General features: G+C 75.7%; 14 protein-coding genes and 1 pseudogene. 3 read left to right on the top strand and 12 right to left on the bottom strand.

From position 1 onward, the window contains the following. Positions 1 to 41: 41 nt before the first annotated feature. Positions 42 to 893 carry an IclR family transcriptional regulator C-terminal domain-containing protein gene (locus ACFV9M_RS15510; RefSeq protein WP_385073873.1) on the top strand — a complete coding sequence of 284 codons (852 nt, stop codon included), beginning with the start codon at positions 42 to 44 and terminating at the stop codon, positions 891 to 893. On the opposite strand, the gene ACFV9M_RS15505 is transcribed toward ACFV9M_RS15510, so the two are convergent. From ACFV9M_RS15505 to ACFV9M_RS15485, 5 genes and pseudogenes are all read right to left on the bottom strand, one after another. Further along, the gene (locus tag ACFV9M_RS15505; protein ID WP_385073876.1) at positions 808 to 1,758 is read right to left on the bottom strand and encodes a PDR/VanB family oxidoreductase; all 951 of its coding nucleotides are present in this window, start codon (positions 1,756 to 1,758) and stop codon (positions 808 to 810) included. The genes ACFV9M_RS15510 and ACFV9M_RS15505 overlap by 86 nt on opposite strands. Next, a complete protein-coding gene (locus ACFV9M_RS15500) occupies positions 1,755 to 1,925 on the bottom strand; it encodes a hypothetical protein (RefSeq protein WP_385073878.1) in 171 nt (56 codons plus the stop codon). Before ACFV9M_RS15500 ends, ACFV9M_RS15505 begins: the two co-directional genes overlap by 4 nt. Beyond that, positions 1,922 to 2,989 carry a Rieske 2Fe-2S domain-containing protein gene (locus ACFV9M_RS15495; protein WP_385073881.1) on the bottom strand — a complete coding sequence of 356 codons (1,068 nt, stop codon included), beginning with the start codon at positions 2,987 to 2,989 and terminating at the stop codon, positions 1,922 to 1,924. Before ACFV9M_RS15495 ends, ACFV9M_RS15500 begins: the two co-directional genes overlap by 4 nt. 335 nt (positions 2,990 to 3,324) lie before the next feature. After that, a pseudogene (locus ACFV9M_RS15490) lies at positions 3,325 to 3,941 on the bottom strand (class I SAM-dependent methyltransferase); the annotation flags it as partial. Positions 3,942 to 4,069: 128 nt separating this feature from the next. Continuing rightward, on the bottom strand, positions 4,070 to 8,815 hold the full coding sequence (locus ACFV9M_RS15485) for a CHAT domain-containing protein (protein WP_385102451.1): 4,746 nt from the start codon (positions 8,813 to 8,815) through the stop codon (positions 4,070 to 4,072). Positions 8,816 to 8,939: 124 nt separating this feature from the next. Here ACFV9M_RS15485 and ACFV9M_RS15480 point away from each other — a divergent pair, with 124 nt between their 5' ends. Together ACFV9M_RS15480 and ACFV9M_RS15475 are read left to right on the top strand one after the other, a co-directional pair. After that, positions 8,940 to 9,380: a hypothetical protein gene (locus tag ACFV9M_RS15480; protein ID WP_385073885.1), complete on the top strand. Its 441-nt coding sequence runs from the start codon at positions 8,940 to 8,942 to the stop codon at positions 9,378 to 9,380. 1 nt (position 9,381) lies between these two features. After that, a complete protein-coding gene (locus ACFV9M_RS15475; RefSeq protein ID WP_385073887.1) occupies positions 9,382 to 10,317 on the top strand; it encodes a hypothetical protein in 936 nt (311 codons plus the stop codon). A 203-nt stretch (positions 10,318 to 10,520) separates the two neighbouring features. On the opposite strand, the gene ACFV9M_RS15470 is transcribed toward ACFV9M_RS15475, so the two are convergent. From ACFV9M_RS15470 to ACFV9M_RS15440, 7 genes are all read right to left on the bottom strand, one after another. After that, positions 10,521 to 11,027: an MFS transporter gene (locus ACFV9M_RS15470; protein WP_385073930.1), complete on the bottom strand. Its 507-nt coding sequence runs from the start codon at positions 11,025 to 11,027 to the stop codon at positions 10,521 to 10,523. A gap of 73 nt (positions 11,028 to 11,100) precedes the next feature. Next, entirely contained in the window at positions 11,101 to 14,679 is a 3,579-nt protein-coding gene (locus ACFV9M_RS15465; protein WP_385073890.1) for a CHAT domain-containing protein, read from the bottom strand. Between the two features lie 268 nt (positions 14,680 to 14,947). After that, positions 14,948 to 16,561 carry a hypothetical protein gene (locus ACFV9M_RS15460; protein WP_385073893.1) on the bottom strand — a complete coding sequence of 538 codons (1,614 nt, stop codon included), beginning with the start codon at positions 16,559 to 16,561 and terminating at the stop codon, positions 14,948 to 14,950. Further along, positions 16,558 to 18,309 carry a hypothetical protein gene (locus tag ACFV9M_RS15455; RefSeq protein WP_385073896.1) on the bottom strand — a complete coding sequence of 584 codons (1,752 nt, stop codon included), beginning with the start codon at positions 18,307 to 18,309 and terminating at the stop codon, positions 16,558 to 16,560. The genes ACFV9M_RS15460 and ACFV9M_RS15455 overlap by 4 nt, the downstream gene beginning before the upstream one ends. Positions 18,310 to 18,439: 130 nt before the next feature. After that, positions 18,440 to 20,464 (bottom strand): CATRA conflict system CASPASE/TPR repeat-associated protein, encoded by a 2,025-nt coding sequence (locus ACFV9M_RS15450; protein ID WP_385073898.1) that lies wholly within the window; start codon positions 20,462 to 20,464, stop codon positions 18,440 to 18,442. Further along, on the bottom strand, positions 20,461 to 20,862 hold the full coding sequence (locus tag ACFV9M_RS15445; RefSeq protein WP_385073901.1) for a CATRA system-associated protein: 402 nt from the start codon (positions 20,860 to 20,862) through the stop codon (positions 20,461 to 20,463). Before ACFV9M_RS15445 ends, ACFV9M_RS15450 begins: the two co-directional genes overlap by 4 nt. Continuing rightward, positions 20,855 to 22,213, bottom strand: a complete 1,359-nt coding sequence (locus ACFV9M_RS15440; protein WP_385073903.1) for a macro domain-containing protein — start codon at positions 22,211 to 22,213, stop codon at positions 20,855 to 20,857. Before ACFV9M_RS15440 ends, ACFV9M_RS15445 begins: the two co-directional genes overlap by 8 nt. Between the last annotated feature and the right edge of the window lie 156 nt (positions 22,214 to 22,369).

Genomic DNA, 22,369 nt, shown 5'->3' with positions numbered 1-22,369 from the left:
GGGTTGGCCGACGAAATCGTTGACAATGTGGAGGCGCCGGGTTGTCCAGCACTGGCCGCGCAACGCACTTCGTGAGGTCCTTCGAGCGGGGCCTCGCCGTCATCCGCTCCTTCGACGCCGAGCACCCCGCGCGCACGCTCAGCGAGGTCGCCCGCGCCTGCGGCCTCACCCGCGCCGCCGCCCGCCGTCTGCTGCTCACCCTCGCCGACCTCGGCTACGTCCACTGCGACGGCCGTCTCTTCCGGCTCACCCCGCGCGTGCTGGAACTCGGCTACGCCTATCTCGCCGGCCTGACGCTGCCTCAGCTGTGCCTGCCGCACCTCGAACAACTCTCCGCGGACGTGGGGGAGTCGTCCTCGCTGTGCGTCCTCGACGGCGACGACGTCGTCTACGTCGCCCGGGTCCCCACCCGCCGCATCATGTCCGCGACGATCACGGTGGGCACCCGCTTCCCGGCCCATGTCACCTCCGTCGGCCGGGTGATGCTGGCCGCCCTCCCCGACGAGGAGCTCGGCACCCGCCTCGCCCGCGCGGAGCTGCGCCCGCTCACCCCGCGCACCCTCGTCACCCGGGAGGCCCTGCACGCGGAACTGCTGCGGGTACGGCGGCAGGGACACGCCCTCGTCGACCAGGAACTGGAGGTGGGGCTGCGCTCGGTGGCCGCCCCGGTGCGGGACCGGGACGGCACGGTGGTGGCCGGCGTGAACATCGCGGTGCACGCCGGCCGTACCTCGGTGGAGTCGGTCCGCCGGGACCTGCTGCCGCGACTGCGGGCGGCGGTGGCGCGGATCGAGGCCGACCTGTCGATCACAGATCCAGGACGAGCCTGCGCCCCCGGCACCGGGACACGCAGATCATCATCGTCTCCCCGGCCTCCCGCTCCGCGGGGGTGAGCACACTGTCCCGGTGCTCCGGCGTGCCCTCCAGCACGTCGGTCTCACAGGTGCCGCAGGTCCCCTCGGCGCAGGAGAACAGCACCTCCACCCCGGCGGCCCGGACGGCGTCCAGCACGGAGACGCCCGCCGGGACGGCCAGCGTACGGCCGCTGCGCGCGAGTTCGACCTCGAAGCCGGCCTCCGTACCGCCGCCCCGCCCCTCCTCGGGCCGGAACCGCTCCGTGTACAGCGCGCCGGGCGGACACCGCTCGGCGACCGCGTCGAGCAGCGGGCCCGGGCCGCAGCAGTACACCAGGGTGCCCTCGGGCAGCCCGGCCAGCGCGGAGTCCAGGTCGGGCAGCCCCGTCTCGTCCTGCGGGGCGAGGGTGACCCGGTCGCCGTAGCGCGCCAGCTCCGCGGTGAACGCCATGGAACCGCGCGTGCGGCCGCCGTACAGGAGCCGCCAGTCGGCGCCGGCCGCCTCGGCCGCCGCGAGCATCGGCAGGAGGGGGGTGATGCCGATGCCGCCCGCGACGAAGCGGTAGCCGGGCGCGGGCCGCAGCGCGAAGCGGTTGCGCGGGCCGCGGACCCGCACCAGGTCGCCCGGCGCCATGTGCTCGTGCACATACGCGGATCCGCCCCGCCCCGAGGGCTCCCGCAGGACCGCGATCCGCCACACGGACCGGTCGGCCGGATCGCCGCACAGGGAGAACTGACGCTCCAGCCCGGGCCCGAGCAGCAGGTCGACGTGGGCGCCCGGCTCCCAGGCCGGCAGCGGTCCGCCCGACGGCCGGCGCAGGGTGAGCGCGCGGACACCGTCGGCCGCCGGCACCGCGCCGGCGACGACGAGTTCGGCTTCGCACACGGTGTCGTACGCGGTCATGAGGCCTTTCCTCGCGGCTCGTGGCCCTCGGGGTGGGCGAGCATCCACCGCCACATCTCCACCGGGTCCTCGGCGGTGTGCTCGGCCCCGCAGTGGCAGGTGCCGTGCAGGACGTCGGTGCCCGGCAGCCAGTCGACGCGGTAGACCTCACCGGTGGCACCGCTCACCGGGCGGCCTCCACCGGCTTCTCGCCCTCCTCCACGAGGCGGGCGAGGATACGGCGGGCGGCCAGACCACCGGTGTCGATGTTGATGCTCAGCTCCTGGTAGCCGGCGCGTTCCGAACCGAGCGTGCGCTGAAGGAGGTTGAGCGCGTCGACGTCCTGCATGACGACCGTGTGGTTGTTGGCGCGCAGGAACTCGGTGACCTCGGCGTCGTCCGTCGCCCAGTCCCGCGAGACCATCCAGAAGTCGTACACCGTGCCGTCGGACGACGGGGTGATCGCGTACGTGATCTCGGTGTGGAAGCCGCCCGGGTCGCCGCCGTCGGCCTCCGGCAGGACACCCACCGGGGCGATCCGGCTGTGCAGCAGGTACAGACAGGGCGCGTGGTACTCGATGTCCTGCCAGCGCGTGATCCGGCCCTCGATGCCGGTCGAACGGGCGTAGAACGGCGGGCACTCGGCGTCCTCCATGCGCCGGCTCACCCGTACGATCCCCGCCCCCTCGTCCACCTCGGTGGTGATCGGCGTCTCCGCGACCTCGGGGGTGCCGATGTAGCCGCCGTGCAGATACGTCTCGTGGGACAGGTCCAGCAGGTTGTCCACGAGCAGCCCGTGGTCGGCGTCGATCGGCTCCATGCCGCGGACGGTGGTCCAGCCGGGCGAGTCGAGATGCCGGGCGCGCGGGATCGCCCCCGGGTCGGCCAGCGCCGGGTCGCCGATCCACACCCACACCAGGGAGTCCTGCTCGACTACCGGGTAGGAGGCGACACGGGCGGTACGCGGCACGCGTTTCTGCCCCGGCACGTACACGCACGTCCCCGTCGTGTCGTAGGTGAAGCCGTGGTAGCCGCACACGATCCGGTCCCCGTCCCGACGGCTCTCGGAGAGCGGGTAGCGCCGGTGCACACAACGGTCGTGCAGCGCGACGGGCGTCCCCTCCTCCCGCGTCCGGTAGAGGACGAGCGGCTCACCGAGCACCGTCCGGCCGAGCAGCCCCTCGCGCCCGACCTCGTGGCCGTAGGCGGCGACGTACCACTGGTTCCTGGCGAAGGCGGTGATGTGCGGCATCGTTGCGGCTCCCGTCTGTCTGCGGTGGTGGCATCGTCGGGAAGGGCCTCACGAGGGCGCAATACGGCTTCCGCCTCACGGAAGGGTCGGGCCCGATCCGGCGATGCCGACCGAGCTGCGCCGCTCGCTGCCGGCTGTCCGTGCCCTGGCCGGCGGTGCCGAGGCGATACCGCTGCCGGACGCTTCCGCCGATGCCGTGCCGGCGGGCAACGCCCTGCACTGGTTCGACCTGGCGGTCGCGGGACCCGAGATCGCCAGGGCTGACCGGTGTGCTGCGGCTCCGGCGGCTGTGAGGCGGCTCGTCGACGACGATCGGTGGCACGCCCCACGCCGTCTCACGAGGACGGCGGTACCTCGAGGACGAAGAACAGGAAGTTGGGTCCGGTCGCGAGGTCGTGGAAGCCGTCGGGGGACAGTTCACGGGCGGCCGGGTCGGGCTGCGGCTCGCTGATGACGGCGAGGCGGAAGCCGGCGGTGGTGAAGGCGTCGGTCATCGCGTGCAGCGGCCTGCGCCAGAACCTCATCGGGGCGGACTGCCCGTCGAACGTCCAGTCGAAGCCGTAGCTGGTGGTCGCGAAGTAGTCGGGCCGGGGGTCCTGGATCGTGTAGGCCACGATCGGGTGGTCCACCGACGCGATCAGCCGGCCGCCGGGCCCGAGACACGCCGCAGCTCGGCCAGCGTCGGCCCCCAGTCCTCCAGGTAGTGCAGCACCAGCGACGCGACCACGTCGTCGAACGCGCCGTCGGCGAACGGCAGGGGGTCGCGCAGGTCGACCAGGTGCAGGCCCACGTCGTCCCCGAGCCGCCGCCTGGCCAGTGCCGGCATCCCGGCGCTGGCGTCGATGCCGGTGACGACGGCACCGCGGTCGCGCAGTGCGGCGGACAGCGGGCCCGAGCCGCAGCCGGCGTCCAGGATCCGGCGGCCGTCCACGTCTCCGACCAGGGCCAGCATGTGGTGTCCCCCGTCCGGTACGCCGTCCAGGCCGGGTTCCTCGCGCACGGTGCGGCGCCGGCACGCCTGCGGCCCCGCCGGCGCCGCACACCGGCCGGTGGTCCGCCCGCCCGCCCCCGGGCTCGGGTTCACGCTCCGGTGTGGAGGTGCGCCGCCCACAGGGACGGGGCCCGGAGAAGCTCGCGCGCCGCCACCGCGGCGGCGCGCAGGGCGCGGGCGGACTCGGCGGGGGCGAGACCGCGAGGGGTGCGGGCCCGCAGCTCCCGGTAGAAGGTGTCGGCCATGTCGTAGGCGGCGTCGTCCTGGACCTGCCACAGCGTTCCGATCACCTGGGGGAAGCCCGCGATGAGGAAGGCCGACGTCAGGTGGATCGACTCGTCCTGGAGCTCGGCGATCTCGGCGGCGGCGGTCCGGCACGCGGACAGGTAGGCGAGGCGCGCGTGGGGGAGGTCGACGGCGGAGAGGGCGGCCACGGTGAAGCCGTCGGACGGGGACGCGCCGGTGGCGTCCTCCTGGAGGACCAGGCGGCTGCGTGAGGGATCCAGGGGATCGGTCAGGCCGTGGCAGGCGAAGTGCGCGACCGTTGCCTCGCGCAGGTCGCGCAGCACATTGGCTCCGGTCGGGCGGTCGGCGGGCGGGACGGGCGACCCATCGGCGCCGGACACCTCCCCGCCGGTCGCGTCGCCGCCGGTCGCGTCGCCGTCGGACACCTCCCCGCCGGTCACGTCCCCGTCGGTCAGCAGTCTCGCCCCCGGCGCGTACCGGGCCACGAGGGCCGCCTCGGCGTTCGCGGTGGACAGGTGCCCCGCGGAGCCCGGCTGTCCCGGGACGGCGACGACGAGCGCGCGTGCGGCGGGGGCGGGGGGCGCGTCGACCCGTCTGCGCGCGTGGTGCAGCGCCCGCACGGTCGGTGTGAGGGAGCTGACGACCAGGTCCAGCACCGTCCGCGGTGCCGCGTCCGCCGCCCGGGTCCGGTGGTGACCCGCCGCGTGCAGGGGCAGCCGGCTCAGGGCTCCGCCGGGCACCCACCACACGCGCGGCGGCTCCCCGGCCGGCGGCGGGGTGCGGCCGGGGCCGGGGGTGACACCGAGAGCGTCGAGCACCGGTCCGGCCACCACGTCCCACAGCCACTCCAGGGTCCGGTGCAGCACCTCCTGTGCCGCCATGGGGTCCGGGTGGTCCGGGTCGTCGATGTCGCTCAGGGCCCGGTGGAAGGACGTGGCCCGGTCGGTGACCGCCCCGGGCGTCAGCGCGGGCAGCGGCAGGCCGCGGACGCCGTCGGCGGTGAGCAGCAGGGCGTGGCTGCCGTAGGGGCTGACGTTCACGATCACCACGGGGCCCTGAGCGGCCGTCTCCCGCAGTTCCGTCTCCGCGGGGGGCAGCCCGAACCGTTCGAAGTCCCCGCCGAGGCACCGGATCCGGTCCTGGACCGCGGCGAAGGCCCGCGCCAGCCGCTGCCGGTCCGGCGCCGCGGACGGGCCCGGTCCGCGGTCGGGCGGCGCACCGGACGCGGAGCCGTCGCCGAACGGTTCGGTGACGGCTCCGCGGGGCGGGGGCTCGACGTCGAGGGCGTCGCGCAGCTTGAGGTACTCCTCGGCCAGCCCGGGGTGCCGGGCGCGCAACAGTGCCAGGGCGTCGTCCCGGGCGTCGAGCGCCTGTCCCAGCAGGACGCCCCGGCCGAGTTCCAGCAGTCCGAGGGCCCGGGCGGCGCGCTGCCGGTCGTCGGTGTCCGTGCCGTGTCCGGTCAGGACCAGGGGGCTGCTCCCGGCGAAGGTGACGAGGGCCGGTTCGCCGGGTCCCAGGTCCAGGGAGGCGAGCAGGTCGCTGCCCGGACCGGCCAGCACGAGCGCCGCGGCGTCGGCGGCCAGGCCGGCGAACCGGCCCAGCCCGTACTGCCGGTCGCCCCGTTCCAGGCGGTGCGGCGCCACCTCGGGCAGCAGCCGCACCGCGGCCTCCAGGAGATCGGCTGCGTGGCTCCTGCTGAAGCGTGCCGTGAGCGCGGCCGCCGCTCGCGCGGCGTGGATCCGCACCGAGGCCGGGGCGGTCCGCACGGACACCATGTCCGTGAAGGAGGCGACGGCCGCACCGAAGTCGCGCGGGTCGCGGGTGCGCGCGAAACGGTGGAGAAGGGCGTGGGCCAGGTTGTGCAGACGGGTCACGCGCTCGTAGTGGTCCCCGGGGGTCAGGTCCCGGGCCTCGCGCAGGACGGCGACGGCGTCGTCCAGGTCCCGGGGCGCGGCGGTGAGGGCGTACCGGTCGCGCAGGGCGCCCGCGAGGTTGGAGAGGGTTGCCGCCCGCCGGGGGTCGTCCTCGGGGGCCCGGTCCAGGGCGAGCCGGTAGGCCGCGACGGCGTCGTCCAGGTCGCTCGCGGCACCGGTGTGCCCGTGGAGCGTCGCCAGGGCGGCGCCGAGGTTGGAGAGCACGCCCGGCGCGCCCGGATGGCTTTCGGTCAGGGCGTCGGCCGCCCGGCGCTGCAGGACGACCGCCTCGTGCAGATCGGCGGCCGGTCCGCCGCGCAGGAAACGTTCGCGCAGGGCGACGCCGAGATGACTCAGCCGGACGCCGAGGCTCGGGTGTCCCTCGGGCAGCACCGCCACCGCCCGGCGTCCGGCGTCGATGGCGTCGTCCAGGTCGGCCGACGACCCGGTGTGGCCGTACCGGGTGCTCAACGCGGTGGAGAGGGCGGCGAGCACCAGAGCCCGGCGCTGCGGGGCGTCCGCGTCGGCGGCGAGAGCGGCCCGCAGGTGGTCGACGCCCTCGTCGAGATCGTCCAGGCGGCCGAAGCGGCGGAACGCGACCTGGCAGGTGGTGCCGAGTTCCGCCAGTGCCTGCGCACGGTCGTGGAGCGGGGACGCCGTGTCGGCCCGCGCGCCGTCCCGGCCCACGGCGAGCGCCCGCTCCAGGTCCTCGGTCCGGCCGGTCCGCTCGAACCGGGTCCGCAGCGACGCGCCCAGGGAGACCAGGAGACCCGCACGCCCGGCGGCGCCGGCCGGGGACATCGCCAGGGCCCGCTCGTCCAGGGCGATCGCCTCGTCGAGGTCCGCGCCCGCGCCACCGCGCTCGTACCGCTTGCGCAGGGATCCGGCGAGGCCGGACAGCCGCTGGGCGAAGAGCGCGTCGCCGGCGGCCGGCCGCGCCCGGTCCTCGGCCGCCTCCCGCCACCGGGCGATGGCGTCGTCGAGGTCCGCCCGGTCACCCGTCCAGTCGTGGCGGGTCGCCAGCGCGGCGGCCCACGACGCCCGGACCGACGCCCGGAGGCCGTCGGTGACGCCGGGCAGCGCGGCCAGGCGCCGATAGACGCGGATCGCCTCGTCGAGGCAGGCCCGGTCGGCCGAGATCCACGCCTGGCACGTGAGCGCCCGGGCGAGGACGTTCAACGCCCCCGGGCGGCCGTCGTGGTCCGCGGGCAGACACCGCAGCGCCCCGCGGCCGTGGGCGATCGCGCGGGTGAGGTCGTCGGCCGGACCGCCGCCCAGATGACGGTCCAGCAGCAACTCCGCGAGGTCCCGCCGGGTCTCGCCGCGCCGCACGGCGCCCGCTCGGCCGGGTTCGGCGTCCCCCTCGTCCACACTCCGCTGCGACACGTCGATGATCTCGTCGCGGTCCCGCGCGCCGGACGAGCGGGCGTGGCGCGTCCGCAGGGCGGCCAGCAGACACCACCGGAAGTGCGGTCGCTCCGCGTGCCCGGGCGGAAGCGCGGCCAGGGCGGTCCGCCAGGCGTCCACCGACGCGTCCAGATCGTGGGCGCCGCCGGTGTTCTCGAAGCGGGTGAACAGGGACGTGCCCAGGTAGGAGAAGCGGTGGGCCCGCCCGGGCCGCCCGTCCGCGGTGGCCCGGGCGGCCCGGCCGTCGACGTCGATGGACTCGTCCAGCACGGCGGACTCCCCGGTACGCAGGAAGCGGATGCGCAGGCAGGTCCCGAGGTCCGCCAGCCGGTCGGCGTGCTCCGGGGCGCCGGGCTCGGCCAGAGCGACCCGCTGACGGGCGACGGCCGTCAGATCGGCCAGGTCCGCGTCGGTCCCGGTGGCGTCGAAGCGCGTCCGCAGCACCTGCCAGTGCTCCGCCAGCAGCGGCCCGGTCCAGTCGGAGGGTCCGGTCCAGTCGGAGGGGAGGTCCACGGCGCCGACGAGACCGAGCAGGCGCCGTCCCGTCTCGATCACCTCGTCCAGGTCCTCGGACGGGGACGGGGAGGACGAGGGCGGGGCGCCGTCCGGGGCCGCCCGCTCGCCGGGAGCCGCGGACGCCGCCCGCGCGGAGCGGTACCGGGTCCAGAGGGCCATGCGCAGGAGCGAGAGCATCGCCGCCCGCGGCTCGCCCGGCTCCGGCAGCAGGTCCAGCGCGGCCCGCGCCGCGTCCACGCTGCCGTCCAGCACGGCCCCCGACGGCGCGACGCGGAAGAGCCCCCAACGGGCCAGGGCCAGGCACGTACGGCGGGACGCGAGCCGTACGTGGCCGTCGGCGGTGCCCGCGACGATCCGCTGCCACAACGCGGCCACCGCCTGGCTGAACGCCGGGTCGTCCGCGCTCTCGGCCCGCGTCAGCCACGCCTGCGCCACGGGCTCCGCCGCGTCGGCGAGCAGCGGCTCCACCTGCTCGGGGATCATCTCGTCGCCGGCCAGGAAACACATCAGGAACGCGTCGACGGAGGCCTCCAGGGCCGGGCCGTCCTCTCCTTCGGGCAGGCACACGTACCGGTACCAGTGCAGCCAGCCGAGCAGACGCCGCGCCGTCACGTTGCCGTCGTGCTCGCGGAGACAGCCCTCCAGACGCCGGGCGTCCGCGAGAGCCTCCGGGGCCAGGGCCTCGGCGCAGACCCGGCCCTCCGACATCCGCGCCAGGCGCCGCGCCACCGCCGACATGGCTTCCTCGATCACGATCCCCCCCGAGGCACTCCGGCCACGGTCATCGTTCCCCCGTCGTCACCCTCCAACTCACATGGGAGCAGCACGATTTGGGCATCCTGTCCGGTACTGCCCGACCCACGACACGGGAGGCGTCATGGCTGTTCCGTCTCCGGGCGACGGCGGACGCTCCCCGTCCGCCGGCCGCCCCCGGCCGTCCGCCGACCAGATCCGGGACGGTGTGGCGCACGCCTGCGCACGGCTCGACGACCTGAGGACCAGGCTGCGCCGGTACGGCGACACCGAACCGCTGGACCGGCTGCTCGCCCTCCTCCGCGACGGCGACGAGGACCTCGCCGACGTCGTCGAAGCCATCCACCGCACGGTCCTGGCCCACGAGGGCCGGGGCGTCTACGGCGCCCCGCGGGGGGCGGACCACGGCACGCTCCCCGGGGGAGGCGACGCCCGGCCCGCCGCTGGGATCCTCTCCTGCCCGCGCGGCCGCTGCTCCCGGGTCCGGATCCCGCGCGGGGGCGACGGCCCGGCCCAGGACTGCGCCGTGTTCGGCGTGCCCCTGAAACCGGAGAGGCTCTACTGACGTGGGCAGCCTGCTCAGCGAACTCGCCAAGAGGGCCGCCGGGCGCTGGTTCGACATGCTGGTGATCCCCGGCGTCCTGTACCTGGCCGCACTGGCCGTGGCCCGCGCCTGGGGCTGGAGCCACCCGTTCGCCCTCGACCGGCTCGGCGACCGGCTCACCGTCTGGTCGGAGTCCGGCCGTGTGCAGTCCACCGGCGGGATCGTCGTCGTGCTCGTGTCCGTCACCGCCGCCGCTGCCGCGGCCGGCCTCGCCGCCGGGGGCGTCGCGTCCCTCGTGGAGTCGCTCTGGTTCGCCGACGGCCGGCGGACCTGGCGCCGGCCCTTCCGGGACCTGGCGCGGTGGCGCGTCGAGCGGCGGCGCGGTGAGTGGACGGCACGGCACCGCGCCTACCGGCACAAGTACGACGAGGAGGTGGACGCGGTCCGCTACGGCCGGCCGCGCGACCCCGACGGCCTGGACGCCGCCTACCAGAAGCTGGTCCGTATCGCCCACGAGTGGCCGGACCGGCCGACGTGGATCGGTGACCGGATCAACGCCGTGGTCGTCCGCGTGCAGCGTGACCACGGACTCGATCTGACGCTGGCCTGGCCGTACCTGTTCGTCGTCGTCCCCGAGGCGACGCGCACGGAGATCGTCGCCGCCCGGGCCGGCCTGTCCGGCGCCGCGCGGCTGGCGGCGTGGAGCGTTCTCTACGCCCTGGTCGGCATCCTGTCGTGGCCGTTCCTTCTCCTCGCGGCCTGTGTCGCCACCGCCGCGTGGCGCCGCGGCAGGACGGCCGCGACGGTCTACGCCCGCCTCCTCGACGTGGCCGTGCGCCTGCACGCCACCGAACTCGCCGACCACGTCGGCGTCCAGCACGCAGGCGCCCTCGACACCGCCACCGGGAGCGCGCTCACCGACGCCCTGACACCGTCGCTGCCGCCCGCCGGCCCGTGAGGGGGCGCCGGCCGGGGCCGGAAGGTGAGGGGTGCGCGGGCTGTCGAGGAGTGTGTGCGGGGTGCGGGGGCTGTCGGGGAGTGTGCCGGGTGCGCCGGGCCGCTCCCCGTCCTCGTGGGGCCCTCGTGGGGCCCTCGTGGGGTCCTCGTGGGGTCCTCGTGGGGTCCTCGTGGGGAGGATCGGACGGGGAGCGGCCCGGGCGGTCAGATCGCGTCGAGGTCGCGCCCGCCGGTCTCCGGCAGGGCGAGGACGCAGAGCAGCGACAGCAGGGCCATGCCGCTCATGAACCAGCCGCCCACCACGGGGCTGTAGTTCTCGGCGAGCGCCGTCACGATCAGCGGGGCCGCGGCTCCGCCGAGCACGCCGCCGAGGTTGTACGAGAATCCGGCACCCGAGTAGCGCATGCGCGTGCCGAACAGTTCGGGCATGTAGGCGCCCGCGGGACCGTAGATGATGCCCATGCAGAGCAGGGCGCCGCTCAGCGCGATCGCGATGAGGACGTAGTTCTCCGTGTCCAGCAGCGGGAAGAGGACCGCGCCGGGCAGCGTGCCGAGGGGCTCGCCGGGACCGGCGATGGCCACGTCCTCGATGCCGGTGTCCGCCCGGCCGCACCAGTCGGGACCGGGCTCCAGGAGGTCGGCGAGACGGCGTACCACGTCGCCCAGGGAGGCGCCGCCCGGCACGGGCGGGAGGGAGACACCGAGAGGCATGTCGTGCACCCGAGCAGGGTACGTGCGACGCCTTGGGGAGGAGGCGGTCGAGGCGGAGGCCGCCCGTCCGGTCTCACGCGCCGTGGTGGACGAACGGCGCCCACAGCTCGGGACTGCCCGGGTAGCGGTGGCGCAGGGCGAGCACCGCGTGGTGCAGGGCGTGCGGGACGCGGGCCGGGACCAGCCGCCCGTCCTCGGCCGCGTGGGCGTAGAAGGCGTCCGCCACCCGGGCCGAGGCCAGGTCCGGGACGCTCCACAGGCTGCCGACGACCTGCGGGTACCCGGCGACCTGGAAGCCGGAGGCCAGGTGCACCGACTCGTCGGCGAGGGAGATCCTCGTCTCGCTGGTGCCGCACGCCGACAGATAGGCGAGCGCCGCGCCCCGCAGATCCAGCCCGGCCACCGCCGCGACCGTCAGGGGAACGCCGTCGGCGTCGGCCAGCAGAACGCCGTTGCCCGCCGGGGACACCGTGTCGCCCGCCCCGTGGCAGGCGAAGTGGGCCACCGTGTGCCGGGGCAGCGCGGCCAGCACCGACGCCCGCTCCGCCTCCGCCGCACACAGCAGCCGCGCCCCGCGCAGCCGGCGGGCCACCCCCTCCGCCTCCCGGACCGCACCGGGCAGCGGGCCCACGTACGCCGAGCGAGGCTCCGGCACGGCGACGACCAGCGCGCCGCCGTCCGCCGCGGACACCCGGGAGCGGGCGTACGCCAGGGCCCGCAGGGTCGGTGTGTACGACGACACCACCCGGTCCAGGACGCCGACGGCGCGCTCCGTGCCGTACCGGCCGGCCGCGTGCAGCGGCAGCAGCGCCAGCGCGCCCGTCGGGCACCACCACAGGCGGGAGCCCGGGGCCGGAGCGAGGGCGGTGAGCACCGGCTCGGCGACCGCCTCCCACAGCCACGCCAGGAGCGCGAGCAGATCCCGGCGGTCCAGCGGCTCGCCCCTGCCGAGCGGCTCCCGCAGACGGGCCGCCCACCTCTGTGCGGCGCCCGGCGTCAGCGCGGGCAGCGGGACCACGGTCACCCCGTCGGCGTCGGCGTCGGCGTCGGTGCCCCGGCCGGCGGGTGCGGCTCCGACGACCAGGGCGTGTCCGCCGGCCGGTCCCTCGACGACCATCACGACCGGTCCGCCCGCCGCCGACGCCACCAGCTCCGGCAGCGCGGGCGGGCGCAGGAAGTCCGCGAGGCCGGGGACGTGCCGGATCCGCTCCAGCAGGTCCTCCCAGCGGGCGGCCAGGACGCGGCGCTGCTCGCCCTCCGCCAGGACGGACAGCCGGTCGTCCGGCGGACCGTGCGCCCACCGCGGCGGTACGGCGAGCAGTTCCCGCAGCCGCGCGAACTCCGCCGCCAGGGGCGCGGGCAGCGCCGCCGGGCCGTCGCGGGCCTCGATGGCCTCGCCCAGCAGCACACCCCGGGTGCGTTCCAGCAGTTCCACCGCGCGCCCGGGCCGTCCCGCCGCGAGCGCCGCCGCCACCGCCTGCTGCGGAAGACCGGCGTGCCGCTCCAGACCGCGCTCCCTGCCACTGCGGGCCAGGTGCCGGGGCGCGACGTACGGCAGCAGGCCGACCGCCTGTTCCACGGCGTCCAGCGCCTCGGCGGGACGGCCGGCGGCCAGCCACAGGGCACACAGGGCCCGGGCGCACTCCAGACGGTCCTGGGGGAGGGAGGCGGTGGCGGCGGCGCCCGCCGCGAGGACCTCGGCCGCCTCGGCCCAGGGAGTGGGCGCCTCGGCCCGGGGTGAGGGCGACTCGGCCCGGGGTGAGGGCGACTCGGCCCGGGGTGAGGGCGACTCGGCACCGACCGGGCGACCGTCCAGGGCCGGCCCGTCCGCCAGGGCCAGCGCCGTGCCCAGCGTCAGCGCGACCCCCGCGTGCTCAGCCCGCTCCCGGGGAACGGCCCGCAGCGCGCGCCGGGCCAGGGACACCGCCTCGGCCGCCGCCTCCCTGGCCGCGGCTCCCGAGACGCCCGGCGCGCCGGCCAGCAGGACCAGGGTCCAGGCGAGTTCGCCGGTGCGCCGGCCCCGGTCGGGGGAGTCCTCGGGAGTGCCGGCCAGGGCGCGGCGGGCCGCCGCCACCAGTTCCGTACGCAGGCCGAGGTCGCCGCCCGTCACCCCGTCCAGGTCGCGCAGCGCCGAGCAGAGTGTGCCCAGGTACAGCGGGAGGCGGGGGTCGTCGCCGGCCAGACGCACCGCCTCCCGGGCGGTCGCCACGGCCTCGTCCAGGTACGCGCGGTCGTGGTCGAGCCAGTGGCGGGCGCGCAGCGTGCCGCTCAGGTTGTTCAGCCAGGGCACGCGCTGCGCACCGGACTCCGGGCCCTCCTTGAGTGCCGCCCGGGCGGCCCGCACCGCGTCGTCCAGCAGACCCGGCTCCTGGGTGTGGTCGTAGAGCGTGACCAGCGCCTCCACGAGCACCGAGCGGCAGGCCCCGCGTTCCGGACGGGCCGACGGCAGCGCGTCCAGGGCCTCCTCCACGTCGCGCACCGCCGCTCTCAGCGTCTCGGTGTCTCCGGTCAGCCGGAAGAGGGCCAGGCGGTGGGAGGACAGGGTGCGCAGATGGCCGGGCCGGTCCAGGTGGCCGGGCGCGGTGGCGGCGACGGCCTCGGCGGAGACGGCCACCGCCCGGCGGGCCCACGCGGCGTCCCCGGTGCGTGCGGCCAGGTGGCCCAAGGTTGCGGAGGTGATGTTGAGGTAGGCGGGACGGCGCGGATCGTCGGGCGCGACGCGTTCCAGGGCCCGTTCCTCCAGGGCCAGCGCCTCGTGCGCGTCCGCGAGGTCGCCGCGGGCCAGGTACCGGGTGAGGAGGGCGCCGGCCGCGGACACCTGGTGCAGCGGGTCGCCGAGGGCGCCGGCCGCCGCCCGGCCCAGCGCGCAGGCCTCCTCCAGCGCGTCGAGGTCGCGGGTGGCCTCGTACCGGGCCCGCAGGTGACCGGCGAGGTTGTGCTGGTGGCGGGGGCGCAGCGGATCGTCCGGCGCGAGGCAGGCGAGCGCCTCCCGCTCGGCCGCGACGGCCGCGTCGAGGGCGGCCGGGTCGCGGCGGAACTGGTGGACGCGGTGCAGCACCAGGGCGAGGTTGGACAGACAGCCCGCCCGCGCCGGATGGCCCGGCGGAGTCAGCCGCACCGCCCGCCTGCCGTGCTCCTCCGCCTCGCTGAGCAGCGCGAGGTCCGTCGTCGTCTCGAACAGGGCGACGAGCGCGCCGCACTGGTTGCGGTGGACTTCGACGGGATCGGGATGCCGGCCGTCCAGCAGCGCGTCCCGTCCCAGCGCCACCGCCTCCTGGAGTGCCTCCGTCCGGCCGGACAGCCGCCACCGGTGGTACAGGTGCGAGGACAGCCGGCCTTCCAGCGCCGCCCGCAGCCCCGGCTCCGCCAGGGGCAGTGCCAACGCCTCCCGCACGTCGGCGATCGCCTCCTCCAGCGCCGCCGCACCCCCGACGCCACGGTCGAAACGCTCCCGCGCGGCGAAGGCGCGCCGGGCGAGGGAGAGGGCCCGGGCGAGGGAGGCGCCCGGACGACCGGAAGCCTCCGCCGGTCCGGGGGCGCCCGGGGCGGGGCCGCCCGGGGCGAGAGGGCCCGGCGCGGGAGTCCCGCCCGCGAGCCCGCCTTCGTCCGAGCCGGAGGCCCTGCCTCGACCTGGGCTGGGCCCCCGGCCCAAGCCCGAGCGGGACGCCCGGCCTTCGGCCGAGTGGGACGCCCGGCCTTCGGCCGAGTGGGACGCCCGGCCTTCGGCCGAGTGGGACGCCCGGCCTTCGTCCGAGCGGGACGCCCGGCCCTCGCCCGAGCCGGACGCCCCCTGAGGGGGCGCCGGCGCGATGGCGGTCTCCGGTGACGGCGGCCTCTCGGCCGGGGGCGGCTCCCCGTGACTCATCCGTGCCCCCGGCCCGGCACCCGTCCCCGCTCCCGCCTCGCCGGCGCCCCCCGTCTCAAGCGGAACCCCCCGTCTCCCCGGCGCGCAGAACCGCCTCCAGCAGCCGGCCGGTGTCCTCGGGCAGGAGCTGCTCCGCCTTGGCGGCGAGGGCCGCCGGGCCGGTGCCGAGGTGTTCGATGCGGCGGTGGATGTCGCGGCGGACGGCGTCCAGGGGGCCCGGGGCCTTGCCGGCGGCGGTGGACAGGGCCGCGTGCCAGGCCGTGAGGGCGAGGGCGACGCCCCGGACGCCGAGGGGGTCGTAGGTGACGGCCACCTCGCGTACGCCGACCGTCTCGTCCCAGTGGTCGGTGCGCACGTACCGCTGGTCGTAGCCCGTCACCACCTGCCGTTTCTTCTTCTTGTAGCCGACGAGGACCTCCTCGCTGACCCAGCGCTCGGCGACGAACCCGTCGCCGCCCAGCCAGTTGCCGATGCCGTCCAGGAACTCGTCGAAGTCGCCGGGCGACACCTTCACCTTGCGGCGGCGCGTCTCGTAGACCGGCCGGCTGTAGTCGGTCTCCTTGACCCAGTCGTAGCGCGGCACGTCCTCGTAGACGTCCTTCGAGCGCCGCTCGATGATCGGCTCGGTGGCCACCTTCCGCAGGCCGGCGAGCTCCTTGGCGGTGAGCGCCTCGAAGCGCTTCAGCCAGGGGCCGTGGTTGCGGCGGCCGCCGCCCGCGAGGCGGCCCGCGTACTCCACGAGCCGCCGGGCCGCCGCCACGGGCACCTCGCCGGCCGTGGCGTCCGACGCGGGCGTGACCGACGCGACCTGCGCGGCGAACCGGACCACGGCCTGCTGCACCTCCCGGCGGTACAGGCGCGGCGCCCGTTCGTGCTGGTAGGTGACGATCTCGGTCAGCGCGGTGTTCCCGCCGAGGCAGTCGCGGGCCGCGGACAGCAGCTCCGCCAGCCCCGCCCCGGAACGGCAGTCCATGGGCACGATCCGCGAGGTGTCCAGCCGCCGGCCCGCCTCCTGGTGCCAGCGCGCCAGGGCGGCGTGCGCGTCCTCCAGGTTCTGCGGGGTGGCGAGCCGCCTGCCGCCCTCGTCGTGGAAGAGGTTCAGCACGAACAGGACGCGCTCACTGCCGATCGCGCGCAGCAGGTCCACGATGTACGGCTCCTCGGCCCGGCCGACGCCCCGGTGCGGGGCGCAGAGGTACAGCACGAGGTCGGGGCGGAGCAGGTCGGGCGGGAGACCGGCGGCGGGGTGGGTGTCGTCGGCGACCTGCCGGCGCTCCTCGTACCGCAGGACCCGCAGCGCGTCCACGGTCGGCCACTGCGGTGCCTGCGGCAGACCCAGCGCCGTCCGGTTGAAGTTCTCCAGCCGGTCGTCGCCGGCCACGCCGGGCAGGTCGACGTAGGTGAGCCCGCGGGGGAAGCGCAGGACGTGGGCGGCGTCGGTGCAGTCCTGGAAGCCGGTCGAGCGCAGCAGGTCGTCGGAGCCGACCAGGAGGTTGCCGAGCGTGGACTTGCCGCTGCCGGTCCGGCCGGTGGACACCAGCCGGGGCAGCCGGCCCGCGGTGGTGGCGCGGGCCGTGCCCAGCCGCTTCTGGATGAGGGCGGCGCGCACGTCGCCGAGGGAGGGCTCGTCGAGGGTGAGCAGCGTCTGCCCCCTCGTGCGGGCGCTCATGACGTGGCCAGGAGGCGGTCGAGCAGCACGGCGATCTCCTCCTCCGCGTCGTGGCCCTTGCGCAGCAGCTTCGACAGCTGCGGCTCCGCCCGGTCCAGGACGATCGCGATCCGCTGCCGCTCCCGTTCCACGTACGTGTCGATGCCGTCCCGTCCGTCCTCGGCGAGGCAGTACGCCTCGACGCCCGTGCCGACCGACAGCAGCAGTTCGATCACCGGGAGGCCGCCCTTGAGCGCCTTGGTGCCGATGACGCGCTCGGTGACGTCCACGACCTCCTCGACGGTGGCGAGCACCTTCTCCTGGTAGCCGACGACCTTCTGGCGGATCTCGGTGACCGGGACCTCGACCTCCTCGTGGACGGTGCTCGTGGTCCGGTGCACGGAGTTGCGCCGGGCCCGCTCGCGCAGCGCGTCGTGCTTCTCCCAGCCGCCGCCGCCGAGGGCGTTGTCGATCTGGTCGACGGTGGCCTTGGCGTGCTCCTTCAGCGTGTTCAGGAAGCCGGTGCCGGTGACGTTCTCGACCTCGCGGGTGATCTTCTTCTTCTCCTTGCGGGTCGTCTCCACGAGGTCGAACTGCGGTTCCTTGGTGACGATGTCCCGCTTGCGTGTCGTGAGGTCCTTGGTGACGACCTTCTCGGACTGCTTCTCCCGCACCGACCGCGCCTCACGGTCGACCAGGTCCGCGAGCGCGTCCCGGAGGGCGGCCGCCGCGGCCCCGGCCTCGAAGGTGAGCACCCCGAACTGGCTGACGCCCTTGGCGGCGACCGCCACCAGGTCCTGGTTCCCGGCCTGCTGGTCCACGGTGTTGAGCGCCAGCCGGGCCGCGATCCGGTTGACCGTACGGCGGTAGTGCAGGCTGCGTTCCCGGCGGGCGTGCTCCTTGAGGTCGCCGTCCAGGACGGCCTGCATGCCGCCGAGCTTCTCAGGGGCGATCACCTGGCACAGCGCCCGGGTCAGGTCGTGGACGCCCGTGCCGCTCAGGGCGTCGAACTGGACGAACCGGGGCTCGACCGAGGTGCCGAAGACGTCCTGGTAGACCGACGTGATCTGCCGGCGCACGTTGAGCACGTCGACGTCCCGGGTGGCGCTCTCCCACGTGTTGAGGGCGACGACGACCTTGTCGCCGTACCGCTCCAGCATGTCCCTCAGGTAGTCCTGGTCGGGGCGGAGGAACAGGCGCTGGGGCACCACGAGGTAGACGATGACGTCCGGCGGGTACTTCTCGCCGAACTCCCGGTCGCGGTCGGCCGCCGCGACCTCCGTGCGCAGCACGCCGACCACCTTCTCGCCCTCCAGGGAGGCGTCCGTGAAGTCGAGCAGTTCGAACGACTCCGCCTTCCTGCCCCGTATCTGTTCGAGGCCGAGGGCGAGCCGGGCGAAGTTCTCGTACTGCTCGTCGCCGCCCGCGCCGGGGGTGTCGAAGTACCACAGGTCGCTGCGGAGCCTGAGCATGCCGATGTAGTCGGTGCAGTCCTGGTAGCCGGTCGAGCGCATCGCCCGCTCGCCGAACAGGAGGTTGCCGAGGGAGGTCTTGCCGGCGCCGGTCTGGCCCACGGCGAACTGGTAGACCGGCAGGCCGAACAGCCGGTCGTGGGACTGGATCTCCTCCACCACGCCGCGGCCTTCGAGGTCGCCGAGCGTCACGGCCCGCAGCAGTCCGGGCCGGTCCTGGAAGAGGGCTCTGAGCAGTTCCAGCGTGGTGTCCGGCGAGGGCCGCCGGCTGGTGTCGTCGCTCTGTGTTTCTGTCATGCCCCGACTTCACCCCCGCCGCCGCTTCCGACGACACCACCCCGGTGCTTCCCCGTGCTTCCCGCCGCTTCCGTGCGCTTCCCCTCCGCTTCCCGGGCGGTGCGCGGGTGGGGCCTGCCGGGCCGGACGGTCACGGGCCGGCCCCGGGCGGGCGGCGGTCGTAGGCGGTGAGGGCGGTGAAGTCGCCCGCGGTGAGCCAGTCCTGGCCGTCCGTGTCGACCGGACAGCCCGCCAGCCGCAGCCGGCTCGCGACCTTGGCGCGGAAGCCGGGCGCCCCCGACATCTGGACGAAGTTGCGCCCGCCGAGGTCGCTCACCGGCCGTTGGTCGCCGACGACCACGATGACCGTCCGGTCGGGGTGGGTCACCAGGGCCATGCCCAGTTCGAGCAGCACGTTCGGACGGGCCTGCAACGACCAGCGGGACTCGTGCGCCGCCTCCTGCGCCTCGTGCAGGTCGGGGTGGAGCCGGACGACGTCCTCGGGGGTCATCAGCACCACCACGGCCTGGGTGTACGGCATGGCCCGCGCGATCACCTCGCCCAGGAACGGGGACGCGCTGCCGGTGAGGGCGACCAGGTCCTCCCATTCGAGCGGGCACAGGCCGAGCGCGCGCAGGAAGACGAAGAACGCGTCGCGGGCCGGGGCGTCCCGGCCGTGGACGACGAAGACGTTGCGGGAACGGTCGCCGCCGGGCGCGCCCCCGGGTCCGCTGCCGGGTCCGCCGCCGGGCCCGGAGAGGGGCGCGGCGGGCCCGGAAGCGGGGGCCGCAGGCCCGGGGGCCGGGCCGGCTGCCGGTTCGGCCGCCGCTCCGCGCCCCGCGACGCCGTCCTTCGCGGAACGGTCTGTCGTGGTGCGGTCTGCCGTTGCACGGTCTGTCGTGGGGCGTTCTGCCCTTGCACGGTCTGCCCTTGCACGGTCTGTCGTGGAGCGGTCAGTCGTGGGGCGGTCAGTCGTGGGGCGGTCTGCCGTGAGGCCGTCCGTCGTGACGCCGTCCGGCGCGGCTTCCGCTAGGGGTGGGGCCGGGGGCGGCGGCGTGACGGGCCCGGGGGCCGGGGGAGGGTGGGCCGCGGTCAGTTCCCCGGCGCCGTCGACGGCGAGGCCGAGGTACGCCAGGTCGTCGTCGAGCCGTTCCAGGAAGGAACGGGCGAGGTCGGCGTCGTCGGCGAACGGGGTGCCGGGGGCGGCCGGCCGGGGCAGGTCGACGGCCCGGCGCAGGTTGTCGGCGGCGATGTCCACGGTACGGCGCAGGGCGCGCAGGTCGTTGAGGAAGAGCAGCGAGTCGAGCCTGCGCAACCGCAGCAGTCCGGCCGTCGCGCGGTCGCCGGCGCCGAGCCGGCGCAGTTCCGTGCCCAGCGTCTCCAGGGCGGCCCGCAGCTCCCGGGCCTGGTTGTCGCGCTGCCACACCCGCAGTTGGTAGCGGAGTTTGGCGGCGTGCAGCAGATAGCGGGCGAACGGGGGCAGGGCGGTGTCGCCCCGGGACCACAGCCAGGCGCTCGCCGCCGGATCGTCGTCGGGGGCGACGGCCACCAGGAAGCGGCGCAGGGCGCGTCCGTCGCCGTCGTCCCCGGTCTCCCACAGGGCCAGGCCGCAGGGGTGGGGGATGCCGCGCCGCCAGGCGGGGGAGGCGCGGACCGCCTCGGCGGGCAGCAGGCGGTGCAGCCGTGCGTACAGGGGCGGGGCGCAGGTGCGGACCTCCTCGGCGGAGGGGACGCGCGCCAGGTAGAGGCGGGCCTGGCCCAGCAGGTGCGGGGCGTGCCGGTCGGTGAGGGCGGACCACGCGCGGTTCGGGGCCCGCCAGCGTTCGCCCTCCTCGCCCCAGGCGGGCCCGGTGGGCCCGGCGGGCCGGTCGGACGCCAGGGACACCGACAGGTTGAGGACGTCCTGGTGGAGGCGGAGGACGGCCTGGCAGTCCGTGCCGGGGCGTTCCTGCGCGGCCAGTGCCCGCTCCGCGCCGAGCGGCAGTGCGCCGAGGTCGGCCGGCGGCACGGGCGGCAGTCCGGTCGCCGCGATCGGCTCGGTCATGCCGAAGAGCAGGCGGCAGCCGTTCCACAGGGCGTGCAGGGCGCGGTGGGCGGCGGGCGCGCCGGGGCCCTCGGCGGGGGCGTAGAGGTGGACGACCAGGTGCTGGTCGAGGAGTCCGGCCGGCCCGGTCACGGGCGTCCGCCGGTCCGCTGCCCGCCGCGGGGGCCGTCGTCCCGCGGACGGCCGTCCTCGTCCGCCATTGCGCCGGGGCCGCCCGACAGGGTGTGGATCAGATGGTTCAGTCGCTCCCGGACCGGCGGGGGTGCCGGTGTGGGGGCGGACTCCCGGGCGGAGCCGCGGTGGGTGTCGCCGATGCGGGTGATGCGGACGGGCCCGGCCAGCTCCAGGTCCACGGTGGCCTGGTCGAAGCGGTGCGCGTCGCCCGCGCGCAGGGCGCCCGCGGCCGTGTCGAGCAGGCGGGCCAGCCGCTCCCACCGGTCGGGTGGCAACCGCCACAGCCGGACGTCCCGGAGCACCACGAGGGCCGCCTCGCGCAGTTCGGGGGGCAGCTCACGCAGCGGCTCACTCATCGGCGTACCGTCCGGTGCCGTCCAGGCCTTCGACGAACCGGGCCACGTCCCAGATGCGGATCCGTTCCAGGGACGAGGTGCGGACGACGATGCGCAGTTCGGGCGCGACCGGGGTGCTGCGCGACGCCCGCAGGAAGGTCTCCACGATCATCCGCATGGACTCCTCGTCGCCGAGCCCGTCGATCCGGGCGAGCCGGGAGCCGACGAGCGGGACGGCCACCGGTTTGTACAGGCCGTGCACGGTCACCGACTCCCACAGCCGCTCCAGCGCGGCGCGCAGCTGGTCCTTCGTGCCGCGGGTGACGAGGTCGTTGCCCTGGCGGCAGTAGACGGTGGCGAAGATCCGTCTGCCGGGCAGCGGCAGCGGTACGACCGTGCCGACCGGGTAGCGCACGCGTTTGCCGCGCGGCTTGTCGCGGACGTTCTCCACCCCGGCGGGGGCCACCCCGCGCAGTGCCTTGCGCAGCCGGCGGTCCAGGTCCTCGCGGCTGCCGCCGTACACCCGGTGCAGCAGCTGGCCCTGCACGCTGTCCCGGCTGATGACGACGTCCTCGTCGGTCGAGGTGTCGAAGGTGTCGCCGAACCCGACGACGACATTGGCGTCGTCCTGGTCGAACAGGTCGCCCCGCTTGACCACGATCGTGGTGCGCAGCGGCCGGATCTCGTGGCGCAGCACCTCGTCGCCGTGCCGGGCCCGCAGGCTCTCCCGCAGGGCGCGCAGCGTGCGGGCGGCCTCCGGGTCGCCGGGCGCCTCCCGGGCCAGTGACTCGGCGATCGGCAGGGCCAGGTGCAGTTGCCCCAACTCGGCGTGCACGCGTACCAGTTCGCGGCGGGCCGTGTCGTACAGGTCGGTGAGCCTGCGGACCACGGGCCGGGCGAAGGGGGAGGTGGCCACCTCCTCGAACGGGGTGCCCCGCCACAGCCGCAGCGCCTCGTTCAGCATCGCCGCCGCGTGGCCGGGCGCGGCGTGGGTGGCCTGGTTCACCAGCCGTTCGAACTCCAGGCGGTCCAGCTGGTTCTGGTCCAGCACGAGCCGGTACGCCGACACCGGGTCCCGCCCGGTGAGGGACTGCTCGGTGCGCAGCAGGCCGGCCTGGTCGCCGGGGCGTCCGGCCGCCATGGCACGGCGCAGTTCGTGGACCCGTTTCTGCACCTCGGTGCGGTGCAGGCGGGTGATGCGCAACCCGGGCGGGGCTCCCCACAGTTCCTCGTAGAGCCGCCCGGCCGGAATGGTGTCGCCGTCGGCGGCGACGAGACGCAGCAGGAGTTTCACGGCCTGCGGCGAGAGGCGGACGCGCGCACCGTCGAGTTCGAGACACGCGGAGCCGAGGACCTTCACACGAATGCGCACCACATGGTCTCCAGGTGGCCGGTCTGCCTGCCCGTCCCCCAGACGCGGGCAGGGACGGAAGTCTATAACCTGCCAATGGCACAAATGGGGTTCCTTTGGCGGATCGATCGACAGAACGTGCGTTCCCGTCACAAGAGACACAGCCGCGACAAGAGA

This window comes from Streptomyces sp. NPDC059895 (assembly GCF_042731035.1).
Lineage (GTDB): Bacteria > Actinomycetota > Actinomycetes > Streptomycetales > Streptomycetaceae > Streptomyces.
The sequence above is the reverse complement of the archived record's forward strand: the minus strand, read 5'-3'. Positions and strand labels throughout refer to the sequence as shown.